The sequence below is a fragment of the Peteryoungia ipomoeae genome, assembly GCF_004912165.1.
Lineage (GTDB): Bacteria > Pseudomonadota > Alphaproteobacteria > Rhizobiales > Rhizobiaceae > Allorhizobium > Allorhizobium ipomoeae.
In genome coordinates this window covers 46320-68527 of record NZ_STGV01000009.1, presented here as the reverse complement: position 1 = coordinate 68527, position 22208 = coordinate 46320, and the positions used below count along the sequence as shown (strand labels likewise).

Below are 22208 nucleotides of genomic sequence, written 5' to 3'. Positions count from 1 at the left end.
ACTATTACGCCGCAATGAAAAATAAATAATAAAAACAAAGACCTACGGTAATTAGTGTGTCACGCCGAGCATCAATGCTCCCGATCCGGAGCTTGCCAAGGGACGTTTCCTGAGATCTCGCAACTCTGGAATCAAGAATCGTTGCAATCGTGGAGCAGCGTTCCAGAAATGCAGGGAAAGATATTGATGCTGGATAAGTTGCCTCCCTTGTCGACGACACACGGTTTGTCGAAATGTTGGCGGTGGGATTGGTGACTTTCGCCGCAAGCCGTCGCCGCCGTCGTACATTCGCAATTGTTGTTGGTGCATTCTGGCTTAGTGCTGCGAGCCCACCGATGGAGAGTTCGCGCCCATGTGTCTGCAAACTTGCGCAGAGGCTTTTTGACGCCGGGGTAAGCGCAGAGAATTCGAACTCTGGTCAGTTGCGAGGTGGCATGGCTATTCCTCCAGGGCCATAGGCACCCTCAGGTAGGCGTGATGCGCGGGAACCGAGTGCCAATCAGACGGTACAGCCATGGAGCAGATCAATCCCGCTCTCATTCGATGGCGTCCTGGCCCAGGTCCGGATCTTCCACGATCAACCCGCAAGGGGTCCGCTAGCCAGCTGCGGCCGCTCTCGGCTGCGCCTCCGCGGTGATCGCGCCCGTTCCCGGGCCTTTGAGGGAGCCATCGAGCGGGAATTGACCCGCTCCCGGATGGAGCCCCCGAAATGTCACACGATCTCTCTCTCGCACAGTCCCATGCCTTTCAGCTTTCCCGTGACCTGATGGTCCCGGTCACCGTCTTCGAAGTCGACGGCAAATACGGAGTGCTTCCCTCTGACGAGATCGACTCCGACGACGACCTGGAGATCCTGCATGAATTCTTCCCCTGGCCGGCTCACTGAGCCGGCATTTGCCGTTCCGGGTGCCGCTGGCGAGCTAGCGGCAGCAAGGGAAGCTCCGCCGCGGGCGGTGCAAAACTGCACCTTGCATCCCGCGCCCTTGCCTCCTCTGCTCTTCGCGGCGGCCGGAAGACGACCCGCCGATCATGCGGGGAGTTGAATCGAGGGACGATCGCAGGCGATCGGAAAAGTCATGAAAAGAGAAGAAATTGAGAGACTACGGGAGGCGGTCAGTTGCGCTGCCATCCTCGAACAGGCCGGGTTTGCGGTCGACATGAAAGAAAGCACGCGCCGAGCCGTAAAATTCCGGCGAGGCGCCGAGATCATCATCGTAACCCATGGCGGTCGAGGATGGTTTGATCCGTTGAGCGACGCAAAAGGCGATGTATTCTCGCTTGTTGCCACTCTTGAGAGTGTTGGATTTGTTGAAGGGGTGAGCCGGGTCGCGGCTCTCTGCGGATATTCTCCTTCCTTGCCTGCGTGGCGAGATACTGGAGAAAGGATGCCGCGGGCGTCCGTGCTTGATAGATGGGAGCAGCGCAAGCGCCCCAAGCCCGGCTCCGATACCTGGCGCTATCTCTGCTGGAGCCGTGCCCTTCCGGGCGCCGTCGTTCGCCACGCGGTGCAGGCGGGCGCCCTCCGAGAAGGACCGTTCGGAAGCATGTGGGCGGCTCACAGGGACAAGGATGGTGCAGTTTCCGGTTGGGAGGAGCGAGGCCCGGACTGGCGTGGCTTCGCATCCGGAGGGGTGAAGATCCTGTTCCGGTTTGGTGCTGCGGCTCCCATCCGGCTCTGCGTCACCGAGGCTGCCATCGATGCGATGAGCCTAGCGGCGATCGAGGGCGTTTGCGATGGCACGCTTTACGTCAGCACCGGCGGAGGCTGGTCGCCGGCAACTGAAGCTGCCTTGAGACAGCTCCTGTCCGACACGGGCGCACAACTCGTTGCCGCCACCGACGCCAACACCCAGGGAGAGAGCTTTGCCGACCGTCTTCGGGCTTTAAGCGATGAGATGTCGAGCGACTGGCTTCGCCTGCGGCCGCCGGCCGATGACTGGAATGCGGTCCTGCAGGAGAGAAGTGAGGAGAATGCGAAAAAGGAGGGTGGAAGGAGACGTGCCGCATCTCCATCGACCGCATCAAGGGAGGCTGCGCCCAGCTGACGCCGGCCCTTGACCCGGCCGAGCGGGATGCCGGCGGCCCGGAAGATATCACGAAGGACTGAAGAGGAAGATGATCAAACGGTTATCGCTTCGGTCTGGATATCTTGAAGGAGCCGACAATGAACGCTGCACACTCTGCCCGTAAAGTCTTCGAAGGGGTCGCTACCCGATCGCAGATGTTCAAGCTGTTTGACCGCCATAATCAGCGGCCAAACAGATGGGAGGCAGACCCTGCACCGCTTTACAGCGGTGAGTGGTTCGAGATCGAAGAGGCGCTCTATGACTACATGCTCGAAATCCTGCCTCCGCTCTGGATGCGCGGACCCATCTTTGCGCTCCGCGAATTCCTGACCGGCTCGGCCACAAGCGTCTTCTTCGCGCTGCGCATCGATAACAGAACCCGCTATTTCCACGGCTACTGCGATGTGTCCGATGGGACTGCGGTCGAGAGAATGCGCAAGGCAATCATTGAGCGAGAGACTCGGCCTGTTCGCGCCATGACCCGCGCAGAACGGCTTGAGCATATCTGGAGCAGTACAGCCGACGCCTATCGTGGCTATGCCGGCGATGGATTTCCGCAGGCGTTGCGAGGACGGCGAACCGTCATGTTCTGGAGCGCCGGCCATGGCACGCTCCTGAAACTGCTCGACCATCTGACAGACGACGAGATCGCCGTAAAACTGCCGGTTCACATGCGCCATCTCCCGTCCATCGCAGCCTAGCACCCGCCAATCGACCATTTCCCGCGCCCGCGACCCGCCATTTTCTGGCGGACGCTGGATGGCGCTCGTCCATGAAGGAGATTTACGATGATCAACAATTCCTTTTCGATCGGCCAGCCTGGCACTTTCGACATGTTTGGCAGTTCTGCCCTTTCATCCGGGCTCGGGCTTGGCCTCGAGCGTCTTGGGGGCTTCGATCCCATCGCCGCCAATGACGACGATCCGGATCCCATCCCGCCCTCACCTTCGCCAGCACATGTGCGTCCAGACAAACGACGACCCATTGTCCGCAAGCAGAACGCACGTGCCAATTTCTACCTCGATGACAAAGATCGTTCTCTCGCCTCGACCTGGAAGGAGCGAGGGCGGATCAACATTGCAGCCATCCTGACCGCAAACGAGATCGAGCGGAACGACGTGCCGGTCACGCGCGAGCATCAGGAACGGCTGATCCGCTTCACCGGTTTCGGTGCATCGGATCTGGCGAACGGGATGTTTCGGCGCCCGGGCGAGGCGGAATTCCGCGATGGTTGGGAAGATCTTGGTGCTTCACTTGAAACCGCGGTCAGTGAGGCAGACTATGCGTCGCTTGCCCGCTGCACCCAATATGCGCATTTCACGCCGGAGTTTATCATCAGGGCGATCTGGGCCGGGCTTCAGCGCCTTGGCTGGCGGGGTGGCCGCATTCTGGAACCGGGTATCGGCACAGGATTGTTCCCCGCTCTGATGCCGGCTGAGTACCGAGACTGCGCCTATGTCACCGGTATCGAACTCGATCCCGTGACGGCCAGGATTGCAAGGCTCCTGCAGCCCCGCGCCCGGATCATCAATGGCGACTTCGCCCGCACCGATCTGACCGCGATCTACGATCTCGCCGTCGGCAATCCACCGTTTTCCGATCGTACGGTCCGCTCGGACCGATCCTATCGTTCGCTTGGCTTGCGACTGCATGATTACTTCATCGCCCGGTCGATCGATCTCCTGAAACCAGGCGCGCTGGCCGCCTTCGTCACCAGTGCCGGCACGATGGACAAGGCCGACACCACTGCGCGGGAGCACATCGCCAAGTCCGCGAACCTGGTTGCGGCAATCCGTTTGCCCGAAGGCAGCTTTCGTCGCGACGCCGGCACGGATACGGTGGTCGATCTCCTCTTCTTTCGAAAGCGCAAGATGGGTGAACCCGAGGGCGATGCTCTTTGGCTCGACGTCGATGAGATCAGGCCAGCATCTGATGATGACGGTGCGATCCGCGTGAACCGCTGGTTCGCCCGTCATCCTGAGTTTGTGCTCGGCACGCACGCGCTGACCTCGGGTCCATTCGGAGAAACCTATACCTGCCGGCCGCGCGCCGGTGGTGATCTCGAAATGCATCTGAGCGCTGCGATCGCTCGTCTTCCCGAGGGGATCTATGACGGCGAGCCGACGTCAATCGATCTCGACATTGAGGACGAGCTGGGCGCTATCGTTGAATTTCGGCCGGCGGCCTCGCAGGTCCGTGAAGGAAGCTACATGATCGATGCGAGGCATGGCCTGATGCAGTTTGTCGACGGTGCGCCGGTTCCAGTCACCCTCCGCAATGGCCGCAGCGGCGACGGTATCCCGGAAAAGCACATCCGCATCATCAAGAAGCTGATCCCGATCCGGGATGCAGTGCGAGATGTCCTGAAGGCCCAGGAGGCCGATCGCCCCTGGCGTGATGCACAGGTGCAGTTGCGGGTCGCATGGTCGAGCTTTGTTCGAGAGTTTGGGCCGATCAATCATACCAGTGTTTCGATCCAGGAGGATGCAGAGACAAACGAAGTTCGCGAAACACATCGCCAGCCCAACCTTCAGCCTTTCCGGGACGATCCGGATTGCTGGCTGGTGGCCTCGATCGAGGATTATGATCTCGACACCGATATGGCAAAACCCGGCCCGATCTTTTCCGAACGGGTCATCGCTCCCCCTGCCCCGCCGGTTGTCTCCAGCGCTGCTGATGCGCTCGCCGTTGTTCTCAGTGAGGCTGGCCGCGTCGATCTCGATCAGATCGCAGAGCTTCTCCATTGCGAAAGTGATGCTGTCGTTGATCAGCTGGGCGACACGATCTTCCAGGATCCGGCCGATGGTCGCTGGCAAACGGCCGATGCTTATCTGTCAGGCCAGGTCCGCACGAAGCTCGCAGTCGCGGAGGCCGCCGCCAAACTCGATCCTGCCTTCAACCGGAATGTCAGATCTCTGCAAGAGGTTCAGCCGGCTGACCTGCGTCCATCCGATATCATCGCTCGACTTGGCGCACCGTGGATTCCGGCTTCGGATGTCGTCGGCTTCGTCAAAGAGATGATGGATGCCGATATCCGGATTCATCACATGCCGGAACTTGGCTCCTGGACGGTCGAAGCCCGTCAGCTCGGATATTCAGCCGCAGGCACCTCTGAATGGGGCACCAGCCGTCGCCATTCCGGCGAACTGCTGTCAGATGCGCTCAACAGCCGGGTTCCGCAGATCTTCGATGTCGTCAAGGATGTGAGCGGCGAGCGGCGGGTACTGAACGTCGTCGATACCGAGGCCGCGCGCGAAAAGTTGCAGAAGATCCGCAGTGAGTTCGAGCGCTGGGTGTGGACCGATCCGCACCGAACCGACCGGCTGGCGCGCGACTACAATGACCGCTTCAACAATATCGCGCCGCGCAAGTTCGATGGCTCCCATCTCCAATTGCCCGGCGCCTCTGGCGCCTTTGTTCTTTACGGGCATCAGAAACGCGGCATCTGGCGGATTATCGCTGACGGCTCGACTTATCTCGCCCATGCTGTGGGCGCCGGCAAGACGATGACCATGGCGGCTGCGATCATGGAACAGCGCCGGCTGGGTCTAATCGCCAAGGCAATGCTTGTCGTTCCCGGCCATTGCCTGGCCCAGGCCGCCCGCGAATTCCTGGGCCTCTACCCCAACGCCCGCATCCTCGTTGCCGACGAGACCAACTTCTCGAAAGACAAGCGGGCCCGCTTCCTCAGCCGAGCTGCAACCGCCACCTGGGACGCGATCATCATCACCCATTCGGCCTTCAAATTCATTGGCGTTCCCTCTGCCTTCGAGCTGCAGATAATCCAGGACGAAGTTCAGCTTTACGAGGATCTGCTGGTCAAGGTGGACAGCGAGGACCGGGTTTCGCGCAAACGGCTCGAGCGCTTGAAGGAGGGCTTGGCAGAGCGGCTGCAAGCGCTCACGACCCGCAAGGACGACCTGCTGACGATATCGGAGATCGGAGTGGACCAGATTGTTGTCGACGAGGCGCAGGAGTTCCGCAAGCTGTCGTTTGCCACGAACATGTCGACGCTGAAGGGCATCGATCCAAATGGCTCGCAGCGCGCCTGGGACCTTTATGTGAAGTCCCGCTTCATCGAAACGAAGAACCCTGGTCGGGCGCTGGTGCTGGCATCGGGCACGCCGATCACCAACACGCTTGGCGAGATGTTCTCGATCCAGCGCCTGCTCGGTCATGCTGATCTTTGCGAACGCGGACTGCATGAATTCGATGCATGGGCATCGTGCTTTGGCGACACGGTGACGGAACTCGAGATCCAGCCATCGGGCAAGTACAAGCCGGTCAGCCGCTTTGCTTCCTTCGTCAATGTCCCGGAGTTAATTGCGATGTTCCGCAGATTTGCGGATGTGGTCATGCCGTCTGACCTCAGGGAGCATGTTCGCGTGCCGGATGTTTCGACCGGCCACCGGCAGATCGTGACCGCCTCACCGACGCCGATGTTCAAGACCTACCAAAAACTCCTCGAAACCCGCATCAAGGCAATTGAAGAGCGTGAGGGTCCGGCAAAGTCCGGCGACGACATCCTGCTTTCGGTGATCACAGACGGCCGTCATGCCGCGATCGACTTGCGTCTGGTCATGCCGGCGGCAGACGATGAGCCTGAAAACAAGCTCAACCTACTGATCCGCAATGCCTTTCGCATCTGGCAGGAGACATCGGAGAACACCTATGTTCGCCCCGACGGCAAGCCATACGACTTGCCGGGCGCGGCACAGATGATCTTCTCTGACCTGGGCACGATCAATGTCGAGAAGTCCAGAGGCTTCTCAGCCTACCGCTGGATCCGGGACGAACTGATCCGGCGCGGCGTACCGCCGTCGCAAATTGCCTATATGCAGGACTTCAAGAAGACTGAAGCCAAGCAATGGCTGTTCGGCGATATCAGAGCCGGCCGCGTACGCTTCCTGATCGGCAGCTCGGAGACGATGGGGACCGGTGTCAATGCCCAGCTTCGCCTGAAGGCGCTCCACCATCTCGATGTGCCGTGGCTGCCATCGCAGATCGAACAGCGCGAGGGCCGGATCGTTCGTCAGGGCAACCAGCATGATGTCGTCGATATCTTCGCCTATGCGACGCAAGGGTCGCTTGATGCCTCGATGTGGCAAAACAATGAGCGCAAAGCCCGCTTCATCGCGGCTGCCCTTTCCGGCGACACCTCGATCCGGCGGCTTGAGGATATAGGCGAAGGTCAGGCAAACCAGTTCGCCATGGCCAAGGCGATAGCGTCCGGCGACGAGCGCCTGATGAAGAAGGCTGGGCTCGAAGCCGATATCGCGCGTCTTGAGCGTCTGCGTGCGGCCCATGAGGACGACCTCTATGCGGCGCGCCGGCAGATCCGGGATGCGGAGCGGGATATCCGGCATTCAATGCGGCGTATTGAGGAGATCGGACAGGATATTGGCCGGCTTATTCCGACCAATGGTGACGCCTTCGCAATGGAGGCACTCGGTAAACGCTTTACGGAGCGCAAGGAGGCGGGCCGAGCGATCATGAAGGAAATCCTGTCCCTCGTGCAGCTCCAGCAGGAGGGTGAGGTGCATCTGGCCACGATCGGTAGTTTTGATCTTGTTTTCGACGGCGAGCGGATCGGCAAGGACGGTTTCCACTACCAGACCGTCCTCAAGCGCACGGGTACCGATCATGAAATCGACCTGGCCGTCACCGTCACCCCTCTTGGAGCGATATCGAGGCTGGAACATGCGCTCGGTGGCTTTGACGAGGAACGGCGCCGATATCACCAGAAGCTCGATTGCGCAAAACAGCGCCTGAAATCCTATCGGTCTCGGGATGGGGGCGTGTTTGCATTCGCCGACGAGCTCGCTGAGAAACGCCGGCAGCTGCGGGAAAACGAGACGCTGCTTGCGGCGGATATCGAAGCGGATGCGGGTCAAGCGTCCGTGGCATAGCTGCACTGCGCATATTTTAGGTGCAATGCGATGAGAAATTCATCATAGTGTCTACAGCTGATGCATATGGCGGCTTCCTCCCAGTTCCGCCGCAGCAGCTGTTCCCCTCTGGAGGTTCAAGATCTCCACACTTTATGGGCCGCGGCTTTTGCCGGCGGCCCTTTTTTCTGGCCATCGTTTGGGCTGGGCTCTGGTTCCAGAAAGAAGCCCGCATTCGCGGTGAGCAGACGTGCGCGTCATTGTCCAAGATGGGATCGGCGCTTCCGCGCGTCGAAGAGCGAAGCCCTTGCAATGACAGTGCCGCAATCCAGTGCGGCACCTGATCTGTGCTCGTCCAATTTTGAAGCTGTCTCCGTCCAATCCGGAGGCAGGCACCGTCTGTCACAGAGACGATGTTGAGCCAGAAGCATTGGGAGGGAAAGAGGAACAGAGGAGGATACCGGTTCGCAGATCGGTCCTCCGGCCGTCGCTGTCGCTCAACTACCGCCTGCGCGATCCCGGCCGGTCGTCCATCGCAGGGCAGATGCCCCGCTTGTCCTGCGCGGCAGGCATGCTCGGCCGCAGTTGCGGCAATCCGGCCGCCCCGCGGTCCGGGTGATGTCTTCGGAAAAAATGAAGACAGGAAGGGCTGGCAAGGCGCCGGCTCGCATATCTCCTGGAAGGACCGTCCCATGCAGATCATGAAAGTTGACCCGCGCGCGCTGAAAGAAAATCCCGACCGCATGCGCCAGACGACATCGTCACCGCAGGCCGATGCCCTGATGCTGGCCACGATCAAGGCCGTTGGCATCGTCCAGCCGCCAGTCGTCGCTCCAGAAACGGGTGGTGGCAACGGCTACATCATCGATGCCGGCCACCGCCGTGTCCGGCTTGCGATCGCCGCTGGCCTGGAAGAAATCGAGATCCTGGTGGTGGACGCTGCAAACGACAATGGTGCCATGCGCTCGATGGTCGAAAACAGCGTGCGTGAAGCCTTGAACCCGGTCGACCAGTGGCGCGGTATCGAACGCCTGGTCGCGCTCGGTTGGACCGAGGAGGCGATCGCGGTCGCGCTGGCACTTCCCGTCCGCCAGATCCGCAAATTGCGCCTGCTCGCAAATGTTCTGCCGGCCATGCTCGAACAGATGGCGCTGGGCGATATGCCCTCCGAACAGCATCTGAAGATTATCGCAGCCGCGAGCGAGTTCGAACAGAAAGAGGTCTGGAAGGCCCACAAGCCCAAGAAAGGCGACACCGCTGCCTGGTGGTCAATTGCGAACGCGCTCACGAAAAAGCGGATGTATGCCAAGGATGCGAGCTTCGGCGAAGATTTGCGCGAAGCCTATGGCATCGCATGGGTCGAGGACCTCTTCGCACCAGCCGATCAGGACGGCCGCTATACAACCAATGTCGAGGGCTTTCTCGGCGCTCAGCACGAGTGGATGACATCGAATCTGCCGAAGCGTGGCGCCATCGTCGAGGTGAACACTTGGGGCCAGCCCGAACTGCCGAAGAAGGCTGCCCAGGTCTACGGAAAGCCTTCCAAAACTGACCATGCGGGCCTCTATCTCGACCGCGACGGCAAGGTCCAAACTGTCCATTACCGCATGCCGGAGGCAGCGAAGGCGAAGGGTGGCACGACGCCTGGTGGTGACGTCGTCGTCGATGGCGACAGCGCCGCAGCACCGAAGGCACGCCCCGATGTCACCCAGAAAGGCCAGGACATGATCGGTGATTTCCGCACCGACGCCCTGCACGACGCGCTCGGCCGCGCCCCGATCGAAGACGATATGCTGATGACGCTGCTCGTTCTGGCCTTTGCCGGTCAGAACGTGCGCGTCGATTCCGGCGCAGGCGGCGCCCTCTATGGCGGCGCTCGCTTTGGCCGTCATGTGGCTCGTCTGTTGACGGAGGATGGCAGGCTCTCATTCGATATGGATATTGTCCGCGTTGCGGCGCGAGCAACCTTGATCGATGTGCTTTCATGCCGCCGTGGCATGTCGAACAGCGGCGTCGTCTCTCGCCTTGCGGGCGAAGCGATCGGTGCGGACAGCTATCTGCCGAATATGGGGTCGGAGGAATTTTTCGCGTGCCTGTCGCGCCAGGCGCTGGAAACCGTTGCCAAGGATGCCGGTCTTGAACCGCGTGCGCGCGTCCGGGAGACCCGCTCCGCTCTCGTCGCCCATTTCGAAGGGGACCAGAACCTCGTGCATCCATCAGCCCTCTTCGCGCCGTCGCCGGCGGATACGCTCGCCCTCCTCAAGCATCTTGATCAGAAGACCGCTCTCCAAGACGAGGCCGAGACCACGGTGGATGGGGCGGCGGGCTTCACGACGGATGATGTCGGCGAAGAGGTGGGTCTCTCCGGTGGGACGGACGCCACGGAAGACGTGGCGACGCTGGACGACCTTGAAACGGCATACGGTATCGCTGCCGAATAGTCCTCAACCTTCCCAGATCAATCATTCCGCCGTCGGCCTCCCGCCGGCGGTTCGCTTTTCCGCACCCTTTTTAATGGAGCCCGGCAATGAACGGACCTTCAAGCACACCTACCAGCAAACAGGCCGCCGACAGCGTCGAATTCGGGACAAGCGCCGATGGGTTTGCCGTCGCGCGCATCGGTGACACACTCCTTGGCCTTATTGCCAATGGAAGCGGCGACTTCTTTCTCGCCAGTGCCTGGCGTTTCACCAAGCCTCTCGCTGAGGCGCGTCGTCATCATTTCTTCCGGCATGATGGTCGGATCGACAGCGAAGCTGCCTTCCGTGCGCGCGCAATCGAGACCGCCGAACACATGTCTGAGCTCTCAAGCCTCGCTCGCGTCCAGACCCGCATGACGGCGAGCACGCCTTGGGGTCGATCACAGCTGGCCATGATTTATGCCGAGGGAGTTGTCAGCCACTCTACCTCAGGACATGGAGGCTTCCACCTTTCTCCCGATCGAAACCTTCTGGTCGATGCATCCGTCCGCAGTGCAGGCGGCTGGTACGAAGAAGATTGCGAATGGGCGATCGTCGCCCTGACCTTTCCTGATATTTTCACGGGCTATGAACGCCGATGTGCGGATCAAATCGGAAAAGACACTTTTCCGGCCTTCTGGGAGAAGCTTCGCGGTCGCCAGCTTGGACCCGGGGAATCCCGGTCGAAAGATCGCGCGACCTTCGAGCGCAACCATGCCGGCGATTGGATCGTCATCTCGGCGATCGCCTCATCCCACCATACAGGCATGACAGAAGTGGTCGCCACGAGAGGCGGGAAGCGCGAATTCAATCAGGAAGAACGGCGTTTTCTCATTCCCGACGCGGATTATAGCAACCGTAGCAGCTTCGGCTTCGTCATCGATCTGGATGTGCACGCTCTCTATGAGGGGCAATCGAGCTTCTTAGGATGGAGCGCGAGCGCTGCATGATGAGATCACTCTTGTCCCCCGCGACTAAGTTATCCCGAATGGAGGATGCTCGCCGCCAGACCCAAAAGCAGCTGCAGATCATCGACCGGCAAATAACCCGTCGGATCACAGCGATCCTGCCCCAGATCGCCAGGCGGCAAAGCGGCTATCGTAGGGGAAAAGCGCCCGATGGCCGCACGTTGCTGGAGCGCTACCGCGCCAACCTTGCCGGCCTCACGGCGGAGCGACAGCTCGAGGTCGATGCGCTTTCGCGCAGGCTGGCTCGGCAGGAGGCTGCAATCGCAGCGCTGCGTGACCGTCTATCTTTGTCCGGAGCTTATCCGCACACGAACCGGGAGGCGTGAAATGGCAACGATCGGCGAGCTCGAGCAAAAAGCCGGGATTGGATCTACCGATGCCGAACGGACGGCGTTCTGGCGGCGCTTCCATCATCTCGAGGGTAAAGCATGTCTCGATGCAGGCGTGGCCGAGCTCAAGCGCATGATCGTAGCCCGCGACGGGACGGCTCCTCGAGCGACCAGACACAGGCGCGAGAGGTGGCCTGCATTGACCCACGATGAGCAGGCGGCGCTGCGTGCATATGCCGTCAAACATGGCCGACGCTGGAAGAGCGTCCTTGGCGATGTCTGGTTGGGTGGACCGCCTCATGACGATGGCGGGATCCTGCGGAGGCTTCGAAACACCCACGGTCCGACCTGGCTTCAATCTTATCGGCTGCCCAAGGCAGGCATGGGGAGCGGAGCGGACGGGAGCGCAGCGGTATCGGGCGAGCTTTCCGACCAGGCCAAGGAGCGGTAGCCGGGCGGGCTGGAGCCATGTCCCTTTCCGAGTCCAGTCATGGCACCGTGACGGTTTGTCCTTCGGTTTTGCTGCGGTCTGAACCAGCGGCCGTGCGCTTCAAGGCCGCTATCGCGCCGCGGGGCGGCCGGACCCGCCATCCTGCACGGAGCAGCTCTGCTCGACATCGCAGGGCTTTTGCCCTGCTCGCTCGCAAATCGGCTCCGCTTGGACTGGACGAGCCCGGACCTTGAAGCGCCCGTCTTCCGCCGGTTCGGGTCGACCGCACCGAAGGGCAAGCCGGCACGGGGCCGGAACCGCTTCGGCGTGAAAGGAAAAAACATGGCCAAGCCCGCAACCAATCCGCGCCAGCCCGCCCGCGTCGTGCAGCTCCGCAAGGGTGCCACCGTCGAAATGGTCCGGCTCACCTGCCCGGACAGCACCCAGGCGATCAAGATCGCCGAGAGCTTCGGGACCGCGGTCATCGACAGCGACGGGATCCGCGACCTCCACGAACGTCTCATCTCCGAGACAGCAAGCTGCTTAAGCGAAGGTCTTGGCGAACGCGCAATGCAGATCCACCTCCAGCGGATCGTCGGCGCTTATGTCGGCTCCGCCCATGGCGCAGGGCAATTCTACAGCAACGCCGTCACCCAGGCACGCGATGCCACAGCCAAGGCTGCAAACGACGCCCGCGACGAGGACCTTGATGGTCCCGTCGGTTACGACAGCGCCGCTCACCGCAAGCGGGAGTTCGCAGCCGACATGGGCATCCAGGCGCATGCGTTGCGGATGGCGGCCGAAGGCGCCGTCGCCGCCTACAAGCATATCGTCGGAGAGAGCTGGAAACCCTTCGATCGCCCGGTCGAAAATCAAGGGCAGTCCGTCGATCGCAAGGCAGCTGAGGCACAGATGTCCGCCTTCGACTAAGGACACGCACCAAGGTGGGGCTTCGGCCCCGCCTCTTCATCCGTCATTCAACAGTGAGCGGTGGCATGCCACCGCTCACTGTTGTTGTGGCTGCAATTCAAGTCACCTCTTTCCCTCGCCCTTGGCGACGGGAATGAATGGGGTGGGGAACTCTGTATCATCGGGCAGCTCGGCGAGCTTCGCCGTCAGTTTTCGTATACGATCGATCGAAAAGGCGTTGTCGGCGAACCACAACTCGATCACCGCAGGATCAAGAGAATCGACCATGGCGGAGGTTGGGACAGCGCAACCAGATGCCCTGATGGTGCGGATGTTTTCCTGATATCGCCGGATACGCTCTTCCATGGGAAGCTCCGGGCCATGTTTCAAAAGCTTCTCTTTGGGCCATTCCGGCATGTCTGGATCCCCTGCCCCGCCTATCGCTCCGATATTTTGGCTCGCGCCAAAATTGAAACAGTGAACCGATTCTAGCACATCAATGTCCTGTTGCGAGTGCGAAAAATCCGCACGGACTGAAGGTTGATCGCCACTTAACGTGGTCCCGTCTCGTGCTTCGGACCTGCAGGAGCCGCCGGCGCCAGGCAACGGCTTCGCCGTCCTCCACGCTGTTGCGGCCGTTCCGGTGCTTGGCCCCGCCTCCGGAGCTCCTGCCTTCTGCCTCCGCGACGGGACCGCGATTGGCGCGGTTCCTGAAACTATGGAGACGGAAATGAGCAGGAACCGGGAATCGAACCGTACGGACATCTATAACAAGATCACTGACCGGATTATTGAGGAACTGGCGGAGGGTGTCCGCCCGTGGATGAAGCCATGGAGTGCTGGCAAGACCGAGGGCCGCATCTCGCGGCCACTTCGTCACAATGGCCTTCCGTATTCAGGGATGAACGTGCTTCTGCTCTGGTCGGAGCAGATGTCGCGGGGTTTTTCCTCGTCGATGTGGATGACCTTCAAGCAGGCGCTCGAGTTGGGGGCCGCTGTCCGCAAGGGCGAGACAGGCTCGACGGTTGTCTTTGCCAGTCGGTTCACGAAGTCGGAGGCGGATGGAAATGGAGGCGCCATCGATCGGGAAATTCCGTTCCTCAAGGCCTACTCAGTCTTCAATATCGAGCAAATTGACGGTTTGCCCGACCATTTCCATGACCGGTCAACGCCCGATCTCGATCCGGTCGAACGGATTGAAGCTGCCGAGCGCTTCTTCCGGAATACCGGCGCGATCATCCGCCACGGCGGCAACCAGGCCTTCTACGCACCGGGATCGGATTTCATTCAGATGCCGCCGCTTCAGGCCTTCAAGGACGCGGCCAGCTATTACGCGACCCTGAGCCATGAAACGACCCATTGGACTTCGCCAAAAGATCGGGTTGGGCGTGACCTGTCGCGATACAGCAAGGACAGAAGTGAGAGGGCCCGGGAAGAGTTGATAGCCGAGCTCGGAAGTTGCTTTTTATGTGCCGATCTCGGCCTCGTTCCCGAGCTCGAGCCCCGGCCGGATCACGCTGCGTACCTCCAGTCCTGGCTGTCGGTGCTGGCTGACGACAAGCGGGCGATCTTCCAGGCGGCGGCCCACGCGCAACGCGCGGTCACATTCCTGCATGGTCTTCAGGCCACCGGGTCCGAAATCAGGGATGCAGCCTGATCGGCTTGTCTGAGCAGATGCGCTTGGACCGGTCGCCAGCGACGATGGCGGCCGGCTCGTCTGTCCGGTCCACCTCGGCTAAGCGATCATCGGCCATCCGCAGGTTCAACGAACCCCAGATCGACGGTTTTTGAACGCCGGTCTTCACTTTCCGGGACTGCTTGATTTCGACGATGAACGGTTTCGTCTGATTTGCCATAAATCCTCCAGGCGACGAATCGCCCGGCAACTCTACCGAGAAGGATTGGAGCGGCAAGCCTGGTGGGCCGGGAGGTCGCGAATATGAGGTGCCTAAGCCGCGAACTCAGCGATCAGACCGATCCGGTAAGGCATTCAATCGGGGCATGGTGTTGTCGGACGCCATTGCCGTATCCCTTTCCCTTGACGACTGGGCTCCATTCGCGGGCTCGATGAGGCATGTCTGGCCGAAGAACGGCTTTGCCTCGCTCGTACTCCCGCAACGGCGCTGCGATACTTTCATCCCCTGCCGGCTCAAGCCGTCATTCCTCACGAAACAAGAAAGTCTCTCCACGCCGCCCTCCACGGTGTTTCGGCCCTAAGGCCCACCCCATTGCGCAAGCGCAATGGGGACCCCGGGGGGTGCGGTCCGATCGTCTCCGGCCTTTGCGACTGCCATCGAGGCCGCAATGGAGCGGCCCGAAACAGCGAAAAGGAATACGATAATGGCTACCATCGGCACCTTCACCTCCACCGAAAACGGCTTCACTGGCTCGATCCGCACCCTCGCCCTCAACGTCAAGGCCCGCATTGCCCGCATCGAAAATCCCTCCGACAAGGGCCCGCAGTTCCGCATCTTCGCGGGAGCCGTTGAACTCGGCGCCGCCTGGCAGAAGCGCTCGGAACAGACCGACCGCGACTACCTCTCGGTCAAGCTCGACGACCCGAGCTTCCCAGCTCCGATCTACGCGACGCTCTCCGAGGTCGAAGGTGAAGATGGCTACCAGCTGATCTGGTCCCGCCCGAACCGGGACTAAGAAGCCCGGCCCCGCCCGAAAGGGCGCGGTCATTCCTTCAGCGAAGATCGAAAGCCGGATCAGGCATTGAGCCTGGTCCGGCTTTGTTGGTGGCACACGAGAGGGAGGGATGGCTGCTCAGGAACCAGGAGTGTGCCGCTCGCGCATGCCGGCTTCAAGGATGAGCGGTTCCCCCAATTTTCTCCAGCCGCCTGCGGCGCCTTCCGAAAATCGGCTCCCCCACTCCCCGGCCCTGCCGGTCGCTTGCGCGATCCCTGACCCCGCCATCCCCTCCCGGCTGGTGGCCTCGTCTTTCACAAACTCAAGGAGATGAGACGATGACGTTTTCCCTGGAACAGCACATCGAAGAACTGCGGGCCGAGTTCAGGAATGCCGTCGACGCCGATGAGCGCCGCCAGATTGCGGCTGAACTCGAACTGGCCCAGGCCGAGATGATAGTTGCCATGGCAGAACAGCATGGCATTCTCGACACCGAGCCGCCCTTCTAAGGGCGGCTCACTCTATTGCCTCATGGGGCAAGCGCGCCAAAACCGAACATACGGTCAGGCGCCGCCCGATTTGGGGCCGTCTGCGGACTGTCCGATGAAAGGGTACCGAACGGCGAAAGCGGACATCCGCCATCTGGCGACGTGGTCCGAATTCGGCCCGAAGCGGACATTGATCCTAAAACTAAGGCATCACCGAAGCACCCAGGCTTCGGGGATGCCTAGAACGCCCCGGAATCAGACTAGAAGGTCAGCCCACTGGCCCAACGAATAGAGGGCACAGATAGACCGGCTCCAACCTGTTGAAGCAATTCCGGCACAGTCTCCAAAGTGCTTCCGGCCATTGTGAGGTGTCGCTCGCTGCCGCTGGTCTGGTTCCAGTGCCGGCACCAGACGTCAAACTAACGCGCAAACGAGGCGATGGCCGCTACTATCGCGGCGTCCTGCCCGGCAAAACCATGATGAGACGCGTAGCGGCAAGGATTGCCCTCCTCTTTGCCTCCATCTATCCACAGCACCTTCGCTCGCCCTCGAGCCCAGTTCATGAAGGGGGATACGCCTTCCGGACGCGTGAACCGGCATCTATCCTGCCTATGGTGAACAACGAGAGTCTTGGGCAGAAGCTCGGGTCGCTGAAGGATATGAGCAACGCTGTCAGACGGGCCAGATGCCTTACTGAGAAAACCGGAGAGAAGCACTAGCTTGTCGGGACGGGCTCCAGCAAGAAGCCCTTCCGCAGCTCGAGGTGTCCCGGCGCTCGTTGCAACTACTGTGACAGGCCGTGGAACTGACCCAATGGCATCAGCGAGGTTTGTCCCGCCCTCAAGTAGCAGAACATTAAACCCCTCGGCTGTGAACGCCGAGTGATTACGGATTAGCACGTTCGTTTCGTTCTCAGTAATTATCGCGCCTGGAAGAACGCCAAGTTTTCCATTGCCGCCAGTCAGAAGAACCAACGTTCCTTTGGCACCTTCCTTCTTAATAAAGATGCTCGGAACACCGCCGATGGAGATGTTCCGTCCCGCGGGGACCTCGGCCGCCCGGGACAAAGGCGCAGACACAGTGGATAGCGCCAAAAGGAGGATAGTGCTCCGCGCTATCCGTACTGTTGTTCTTCCAGCGAACATTCGATTCTCCTATAGTCCCATCACCGAGACCAGTCTTGCCCGGTTTGGTGAATTTTTCGTGGTGGGGAGGGATGTGCCAACATGTGTGACGGCCAGATGACGATCTCTGCGAACGAAATGATACGCTAAGCGGAAGACGCTCTTTTGCCCGAAGCTGTCAAAGCAGTCGGGCGATCTGCTCGCGCAAATACCCCGCGACCGATCTTGCTGCCGCCTGCTTGTCTTCCCAAGCGTCGGCGGTTTCACCCAAGTAAGCCCGCCGCGCATAGTCGAGAATGGAGGCCTCCGGTTCTGGAAGTCGTTCGTAAGCCCAGGAAGCGGCCGCGTCCTTTGTCGCAAAGTCTCCGCGCTCTGAGGTCCACCACATTCGGGCCAGCGTCAGCAGGACATTACGTTCGTCACCATTTAGTCCGTCTAACAGGGCCGGAAGGCTATCGCGCATTGCCTCCCGAACTGCAGTGACCGGTATGTCGGGAAGCAGTTGGTCCGCTTTGGGACCTAGCAGTGCGAGGGAGTTTTTACGCGCTTGTGCAAGGATGAGCGTGTTCTCGGGGTCAACCGTCGGGCCCGCTGCCTCGCCACTGTCATAGCTATCACGAAGCCACTCTCCGTAGACCATCTCAGTCTGGGCCGGATTGGAACGGATGCCTTGCCCGTTTCGATCGAAGATCATGACCTCCAGGCATCTAGGCTCTCCCTCGCCACGCGGATGCCGGCCTGAAACTTGCACAAAAGCAGCCGTAAGTGCTCTTCGTTCACGCTCCATCATCGGCCTCGCTGTTATCACGAGTAGATCGATGTCGCTCTGTGCGCGCAACTGGCTCTGTACTGCCGAACCATGAAGATAGATGCCGAGCACCGCCTCTTGTAGAAGGCTGGAGACTGATACAACCACCTCGTTAATCTGGCTGCTGCTATCACCAAGATTCATCTGCCCTCCCGACGTCACCATAAATTACACATCGTCAAGCTGCGAGGACAACATCTCATGACCGCTATTGGCGCAAAGCTGCCTATCAGCTCGCGGTTCTCGATGTCCGCTTCGGACCGACGGCGGTTTTTTAGATCGCGCCTTGATACTTGACTGGCAGGATAACTCACCCAGCTCAGCAATGCCGTCGACGCCGATGAGCGCCGCCAGATTGCGGCTGAACTCGAACTGGCCCAGGCCGAGATGATCGTTACCATGGCAGAACAGCATGGCATTCTCGACGCCGAGCCGCCCTTCTAAGGGCGGTAGACCACACAGATGGGATCGGAGTTTCGCCGTGACTGGAAAAAGCGGGCGGCCACTGCAACTTCGCCAGGTCAGGCAATCGACATCCGGGTCCCATTGCCAAATGGGTGAGATCTCCTGTTTGGCATTTGTAGCGATGTTGTATGTGCCCTTCAGCCATTATCATGGTCTGAAACACTGTGCCTTCACTGCGAGGAGATGTTCAAATGGCCGGCACCAGCGGTTCGTATACCACCAGTGACCTCTCGCGGAAGTCGGGCGGCATTATTGCGGCGGCCCTGCGACGTCCCGTGATCATTACTCAGCGCAACAAGCCGCGCTTGGTGCTGCTCAATATCGCAGACTATGAACGGCTGAAGCGGCAGTCCGATGCGCGCGCCACCGGTACGCTTGAAACCGTATCGGATACCCTGCTTGCTGAGATTGAGAAGGCTGTCAACGGTTATGCCGGCAGTGATGGGTAAGGACGACGACGGAACGAGATCTGGACAGCGGCCGCCTTCACTGCCCCTCCCCAGGAGCCCCGAAGGTGGGAAGGCGAAAACCGAGGTCTATAAAGCAGGCGACAGTCATGGCGTCCGAGTGACGAATTTGATCCTCTGGCGAGTCAGGGATTGCAGTCCGACAGGGTTCTATAGCCCCGGTTCTGCTTCTGGCGGGTAAGGTCAAGGAATAGCACCACGGCATCCCGTTCCCGCTCGAAGTGATGGATCATGCTCTGGCCCTTTGCACCGATCCGCCCCCATCTCCTGACAAGGCAGGCTTCGCCAAAAAGGTTCGGCTCAATCGACATCGCATAGAACCGGGACACGTTTTTTGTCCGGTCTCTTCGCTCCACATATAGCTGGTAAGGTTGTGCGATCATAGCAGCAGAATCGCGTTTCCAGCCTTGAGCGTCCAACGACAAGTTTGAATCGGTCACTGGCCATTGATTCATTTCCGTGAAGTGGCAGAAGACCGGGCGGTCCGCCTGCGGCGTACGGCTCTATTCGCTTGACGCGAACGAAGCCCGTACGGTCTTGGCTCGGACGTGTTACGATCCTTCCGTGAGAGCATCTCTCGATATGCTCAGGGTTTGCCTTGCGGGCTGAACCTGCCCTCCGTCACGCAAGACTTCATGTCTTCCCGTCTGAACCAAATCGCGCGTCCGCAACGAAGCGGCGGATTGCCAGCCGTGAACACGATCTGTTCGTCGGCGCGCATTCGCAGCACCTCGTGCGGCTGAATGAGCGGCCGAGACGCCAGCTGTTTGGATCGGGTGCGGGAAGATCCGCGCGCCTGGAAACTACGGCTGACCTGGTCGATCTCGACCGTGGTCATGCCGCAGCGGCGGGAGATATAGTCCGCCGTTTCCGGATCATTGATCGCGGCGAACGAAATCCAGCTGGCGCTCTCGAACCATTTACTGGACGCGTCCCGTCCGCCATAGGTTTCTCTCAGCTGGCCGATCGACTGATAGATCATGGTGAGTGTGATGCCGTACTTGCGGCCGGCATCGCGGGCGGTTTCCAGAACCCGCATGTAACCGAGCCTGGCGACCTCATCGAGGAGGAACAAGGCCCTGCCTTCCATCTCGCCATTGCGATTGTAGATGGCATTCAGAAATGAACCGATGATGACCCTGGCGAGACCTGCATGGGTTTCCAGCGTCTTCAGGTCGATGTTGATGAATATGTCGGTGTCGCCATCGCCAAGGGCCTCGGTCGAAAAGTCGGAACCGGAAACCAGGCTCGCATAATTCGGATAGCTCAACCAATGGGTTTCCTTGATCGCATTGGCATAAACGCCCGAGAAGGTCTCAGGCGTCATGTTAACGAAGGCTGCGACATTCTCCTTCACGAATGTCGATCCGGAGCTGTCGTAGATCTCCTGCAGCCTGCCGCGCAGTTTTGGCTCCGGTTCGGAAAGGTTCATTCGAACCTGACGCAGCGTTTGATCCGGCTTTTCGGTATGTCCGGAGAGACAGACATCGGCGATCATCGCGGTCAAAAGCTGGAGACCGGACGCCCGGAAGAAGTCGTCGCGGACACCCGGCGCCCTGCCCGTGTCGCTCATGATCCATGAAGCCACGGCCGCGATATCTTCCTCTTTGGAGCCACCATTTCGGCCGATCCAGTCAAGCGCGTTGAAGCCTGATTGAGTATTCTTCGGATCAAGGACAATGACGCGTCGACCGGCTGCGCGCCGATGCTCGATCACCATGGGGGCCACTTCGTTGGACGGGTCGAGCACGATCAGCGAGCCTCCCCATTTGAGCGCTGTGGGCACTGTGACCGAGGTCGTCTTGAAGCCACCCGAACCGGCAAAGACGATCCCATGCGAGGATCCGAAGGAGCCGTCGAAACACAAAAGCGGAGCCCGCCCGCCCTGCCCCCAGCTTGACCGCTCGCTGGCGCGAAATGCGGTCAGGCTTGGACTGTCCCTGTCGACACGGTAACGCTCGCCAATGACGATGCCGCCACTTTCGGAAAACAATGCTTTCGCCTCCCGCATGGTCATCCATTCGGCATCGCCATGGAGCGCACGCCGACCCCGGATCCGCCTCGGCTCGCTCATCGGAAATGCTGCATTGCCCATTGTAGCGACGCGCAATGAAAACGCCGTCGTGAGAAGAGCAAGGCACCCACCAGCGACAGTTGAAGGATCGATGAAGGAGATCAGACGTCCACCAACCGGGATCTGATTGGACAAGCTTAGCAGTCTTGCCGCTTCGCGAGCGATCGCAATCAAAATGGTTCCCAGGCCGCCAGCCGCAGCACTCCATCCGGCAAGCTTGATGTTGGTCGATCCCTTTGCCGCAAACAGAAACATGGCGCCGATGGCTGCCGCCAGGACATATGGCAAGGCAAGCCCGATCCGGCCGAGCATGAGTTTTGCATCGGCTGTTGTCGCGATTGACGCCAGCGAATGCTCGAACCCAGATGTCACGATGACGATCGCAATCATTGCCATCGCTGGCGCACCGGCGATCAGGAGACGTCTAAGCATCGTCACCAAAGGTCTTCGCGCCAATATCCGACAGGCGCCGACGCTCTGTCTCGTCTGCCTTGATCCGATCGCAGCCGTCAATCAGCAGGCCGAACAGCAGCGCTCGTTTCTCGTGACGTAAGCCCGCCTTCACGATCAGGCCACCAAGTTCGATCTTCTCACGCGTGTCTTTCTTTCGCGCTTCAGATGCCGTCATTCGCACCATGCGCTCAGCCATCAGCAGTCTGGCCCTCAATCTGGCCAGCGGCGTGAGCCGGCGTCTTTGTGGCTGTTCGCCCAGCTGAAGTCTTGTCCCCCCGCCGAAACCTCGATGCCACGTCCTCGAATGCCGCAAGCAGCTCTGCCTCTTCGACGTCGATTTCACCGAGGCCAGCACGCAGCGCGACGCGACCGATGCGTTCGGCATCCCGTGTTTCCGCAAGTTTCAGCTGCTCCTGCAGACGTGCGATTTCTTGGCGGATCTTCGATGTCGGTTTTTTCATGGGCTCGCTCTCCAGGTTCTGACCAGTCAATCGAGGTCGTTGGGATCAGACCGTTTCCGACTTTCCTCCCGTTTGAAAGGTGCAGTTCTGCACCTCGCCAAAGCGCCGGCATTTGGCGAATGATCCCGCCGTTTCGAAGAAGCGGATCCGAAGGGCGCAATTATACGTCGCTGACACGACGCCTCGCT

The 22208-nt window shown here is 60.2% G+C and carries 22 protein-coding genes; 13 read left to right on the top strand and 9 right to left on the bottom strand.

Annotated features, from left to right (window positions below):
• Positions 1-709 precede the first annotated feature (709 nt).
• The 5 genes from FAA97_RS21140 to FAA97_RS20200 all read left to right on the top strand — a co-directional run bounded on the left by FAA97_RS21140 (position 710) and on the right by FAA97_RS20200 (position 10395).
• Entirely contained in the window at positions 710-886 is a 177-nt protein-coding gene (locus FAA97_RS21140; RefSeq protein ID WP_168801063.1) for a hypothetical protein, read from the top strand.
• A gap of 499 nt (positions 887-1385) precedes the next feature.
• Positions 1386-2045: a DUF3991 and toprim domain-containing protein gene (locus FAA97_RS20215; RefSeq protein WP_246041598.1), complete on the top strand. Its 660-nt coding sequence runs from the start codon at positions 1386-1388 to the stop codon at positions 2043-2045.
• A gap of 119 nt (positions 2046-2164) precedes the next feature.
• Positions 2165-2767, top strand: coding sequence for a DUF1419 domain-containing protein (locus FAA97_RS20210; RefSeq protein ID WP_136600380.1), 603 nt, complete (start codon positions 2165-2167; stop codon positions 2765-2767).
• 87 nt (positions 2768-2854) lie between these two features.
• On the top strand, positions 2855-7975 hold the full coding sequence (locus tag FAA97_RS20205) for a DEAD/DEAH box helicase family protein (protein WP_136600379.1): 5121 nt from the start codon (positions 2855-2857) through the stop codon (positions 7973-7975).
• Between the two features lie 671 nt (positions 7976-8646).
• Entirely contained in the window at positions 8647-10395 is a 1749-nt protein-coding gene (locus FAA97_RS20200; protein WP_136600378.1) for a ParB/RepB/Spo0J family partition protein, read from the top strand.
• A 98-nt stretch (positions 10396-10493) separates the two neighbouring features.
• On the opposite strand, the gene FAA97_RS21405 is transcribed toward FAA97_RS20200, so the two are convergent.
• Entirely contained in the window at positions 10494-10748 is a 255-nt protein-coding gene (locus tag FAA97_RS21405; protein WP_342774491.1) for a hypothetical protein, read from the bottom strand.
• Between the two features lie 39 nt (positions 10749-10787).
• On the opposite strand from FAA97_RS21405, the gene FAA97_RS20195 reads away from it, so the two are divergent.
• The 4 genes from FAA97_RS20195 to FAA97_RS20180 all read left to right on the top strand — a co-directional run bounded on the left by FAA97_RS20195 (position 10788) and on the right by FAA97_RS20180 (position 13070).
• Entirely contained in the window at positions 10788-11363 is a 576-nt protein-coding gene (locus tag FAA97_RS20195) for a DUF7007 domain-containing protein (protein ID WP_342774490.1), read from the top strand.
• A gap of 38 nt (positions 11364-11401) precedes the next feature.
• Positions 11402-11707, top strand: coding sequence for a hypothetical protein (locus tag FAA97_RS20190; protein WP_246041597.1), 306 nt, complete (start codon positions 11402-11404; stop codon positions 11705-11707).
• Position 11708: 1 nt separating this feature from the next.
• Positions 11709-12161, top strand: coding sequence for a hypothetical protein (locus FAA97_RS20185; RefSeq protein ID WP_136600375.1), 453 nt, complete (start codon positions 11709-11711; stop codon positions 12159-12161).
• A gap of 321 nt (positions 12162-12482) precedes the next feature.
• Positions 12483-13070 carry a hypothetical protein gene (locus FAA97_RS20180; RefSeq protein ID WP_136600374.1) on the top strand — a complete coding sequence of 196 codons (588 nt, stop codon included), beginning with the start codon at positions 12483-12485 and terminating at the stop codon, positions 13068-13070.
• A gap of 102 nt (positions 13071-13172) precedes the next feature.
• Here FAA97_RS20180 and FAA97_RS20175 read toward each other — a convergent pair whose 3' ends face one another.
• Entirely contained in the window at positions 13173-13466 is a 294-nt protein-coding gene (locus tag FAA97_RS20175) for a hypothetical protein (RefSeq protein ID WP_136600388.1), read from the bottom strand.
• A gap of 313 nt (positions 13467-13779) precedes the next feature.
• On the opposite strand from FAA97_RS20175, the gene FAA97_RS20170 reads away from it, so the two are divergent.
• Positions 13780-14706, top strand: a complete 927-nt coding sequence (locus tag FAA97_RS20170; RefSeq protein ID WP_136600373.1) for an ArdC family protein — start codon at positions 13780-13782, stop codon at positions 14704-14706.
• Here the strand turns inward: FAA97_RS20170 and FAA97_RS20165 are convergent.
• A complete protein-coding gene (locus FAA97_RS20165; protein ID WP_136600372.1) occupies positions 14690-14905 on the bottom strand; it encodes a hypothetical protein in 216 nt (71 codons plus the stop codon). The genes FAA97_RS20170 and FAA97_RS20165 overlap by 17 nt on opposite strands.
• 484 nt (positions 14906-15389) lie before the next feature.
• Here FAA97_RS20165 and FAA97_RS20155 point away from each other — a divergent pair, with 484 nt between their 5' ends.
• Positions 15390-15701: a DUF736 domain-containing protein gene (locus FAA97_RS20155; RefSeq protein ID WP_011654735.1), complete on the top strand. Its 312-nt coding sequence runs from the start codon at positions 15390-15392 to the stop codon at positions 15699-15701.
• Between the two features lie 317 nt (positions 15702-16018).
• Positions 16019-16189 (top strand): hypothetical protein, encoded by a 171-nt coding sequence (locus FAA97_RS21135; protein ID WP_168801062.1) that lies wholly within the window; start codon positions 16019-16021, stop codon positions 16187-16189.
• A 1281-nt stretch (positions 16190-17470) separates the two neighbouring features.
• Here the strand turns inward: FAA97_RS21135 and FAA97_RS20150 are convergent.
• Both FAA97_RS20150 and FAA97_RS20145 read right to left on the bottom strand, forming a co-directional pair.
• Positions 17471-18244: an aminoglycoside adenylyltransferase domain-containing protein gene (locus FAA97_RS20150; RefSeq protein WP_136600371.1), complete on the bottom strand. Its 774-nt coding sequence runs from the start codon at positions 18242-18244 to the stop codon at positions 17471-17473.
• A 24-nt stretch (positions 18245-18268) separates the two neighbouring features.
• A complete protein-coding gene (locus FAA97_RS20145; protein ID WP_136600370.1) occupies positions 18269-18514 on the bottom strand; it encodes a hypothetical protein in 246 nt (81 codons plus the stop codon).
• 242 nt (positions 18515-18756) lie between these two features.
• On the opposite strand from FAA97_RS20145, the gene FAA97_RS20140 reads away from it, so the two are divergent.
• Positions 18757-19014 (top strand): type II toxin-antitoxin system prevent-host-death family antitoxin, encoded by a 258-nt coding sequence (locus FAA97_RS20140; protein WP_136600369.1) that lies wholly within the window; start codon positions 18757-18759, stop codon positions 19012-19014.
• Positions 19015-19157: 143 nt separating this feature from the next.
• Here the strand turns inward: FAA97_RS20140 and FAA97_RS21455 are convergent, their stop codons facing one another.
• From FAA97_RS21455 to traC, 4 genes are all read right to left on the bottom strand, one after another.
• Complete coding sequence (locus tag FAA97_RS21455) at positions 19158-19361, bottom strand: WGR domain-containing protein (RefSeq protein WP_425467439.1); 204 nt, start codon at positions 19359-19361, stop codon at positions 19158-19160.
• Between the two features lie 257 nt (positions 19362-19618).
• Positions 19619-21538: a Ti-type conjugative transfer system protein TraG gene (traG, locus tag FAA97_RS20130; protein WP_136600385.1), complete on the bottom strand. Its 1920-nt coding sequence runs from the start codon at positions 21536-21538 to the stop codon at positions 19619-19621.
• Entirely contained in the window at positions 21531-21743 is a 213-nt protein-coding gene (traD, locus tag FAA97_RS20125; protein ID WP_136600386.1) for a conjugal transfer protein TraD, read from the bottom strand. The genes traG and traD overlap by 8 nt, the downstream gene beginning before the upstream one ends.
• Before the next feature lie 4 nt (positions 21744-21747).
• Positions 21748-22020 carry a conjugal transfer protein TraC gene (gene traC / locus FAA97_RS20120; RefSeq protein WP_136600368.1) on the bottom strand — a complete coding sequence of 91 codons (273 nt, stop codon included), beginning with the start codon at positions 22018-22020 and terminating at the stop codon, positions 21748-21750.
• Between the last annotated feature and the right edge of the window lie 188 nt (positions 22021-22208).

Bases quoted from the DNA above. Each gene is read 5' to 3' on its own strand.
- FAA97_RS21140 (WP_168801063.1), top strand. From the start codon at position 710: ATGTCACACGATCTCTCTCTCGCACAGTCCCATGCCTTTCAGCTTTCC.
- FAA97_RS20215 (WP_246041598.1), top strand. From the start codon at position 1,386: ATGCCGCGGGCGTCCGTGCTTGATAGATGGGAGCAGCGCAAGCGCCCC.
- FAA97_RS20210 (WP_136600380.1), top strand. From the start codon at position 2,165: ATGAACGCTGCACACTCTGCCCGTAAAGTCTTCGAAGGGGTCGCTACC.
- FAA97_RS20205 (WP_136600379.1), top strand. From the start codon at position 2,855: ATGATCAACAATTCCTTTTCGATCGGCCAGCCTGGCACTTTCGACATG.
- FAA97_RS20200 (WP_136600378.1), top strand. From the start codon at position 8,647: ATGCAGATCATGAAAGTTGACCCGCGCGCGCTGAAAGAAAATCCCGAC.
- FAA97_RS20195 (WP_342774490.1), top strand. From the start codon at position 10,788: ATGACGGCGAGCACGCCTTGGGGTCGATCACAGCTGGCCATGATTTAT.
- FAA97_RS20190 (WP_246041597.1), top strand. From the start codon at position 11,402: ATGGAGGATGCTCGCCGCCAGACCCAAAAGCAGCTGCAGATCATCGAC.
- FAA97_RS20185 (WP_136600375.1), top strand. From the start codon at position 11,709: ATGGCAACGATCGGCGAGCTCGAGCAAAAAGCCGGGATTGGATCTACC.
- FAA97_RS20180 (WP_136600374.1), top strand. From the start codon at position 12,483: ATGGCCAAGCCCGCAACCAATCCGCGCCAGCCCGCCCGCGTCGTGCAG.
- FAA97_RS20175 (WP_136600388.1), bottom strand. From the start codon at position 13,466: ATGCCGGAATGGCCCAAAGAGAAGCTTTTGAAACATGGCCCGGAGCTT.
- FAA97_RS20170 (WP_136600373.1), top strand. From the start codon at position 13,780: ATGAGCAGGAACCGGGAATCGAACCGTACGGACATCTATAACAAGATC.
- FAA97_RS20165 (WP_136600372.1), bottom strand. From the start codon at position 14,905: ATGGCAAATCAGACGAAACCGTTCATCGTCGAAATCAAGCAGTCCCGG.
- FAA97_RS20155 (WP_011654735.1), top strand. From the start codon at position 15,390: ATGGCTACCATCGGCACCTTCACCTCCACCGAAAACGGCTTCACTGGC.
- FAA97_RS21135 (WP_168801062.1), top strand. From the start codon at position 16,019: ATGACGTTTTCCCTGGAACAGCACATCGAAGAACTGCGGGCCGAGTTC.
- FAA97_RS20150 (WP_136600371.1), bottom strand. From the start codon at position 18,244: ATGAATCTTGGTGATAGCAGCAGCCAGATTAACGAGGTGGTTGTATCA.
- FAA97_RS20145 (WP_136600370.1), bottom strand. From the start codon at position 18,514: ATGCTGTTCTGCCATGGTAACGATCATCTCGGCCTGGGCCAGTTCGAG.
- FAA97_RS20140 (WP_136600369.1), top strand. From the start codon at position 18,757: ATGGCCGGCACCAGCGGTTCGTATACCACCAGTGACCTCTCGCGGAAG.
- traG (WP_136600385.1), bottom strand. From the start codon at position 21,538: ATGCTTAGACGTCTCCTGATCGCCGGTGCGCCAGCGATGGCAATGATT.
- traD (WP_136600386.1), bottom strand. From the start codon at position 21,743: ATGGTGCGAATGACGGCATCTGAAGCGCGAAAGAAAGACACGCGTGAG.
- traC (WP_136600368.1), bottom strand. From the start codon at position 22,020: ATGAAAAAACCGACATCGAAGATCCGCCAAGAAATCGCACGTCTGCAG.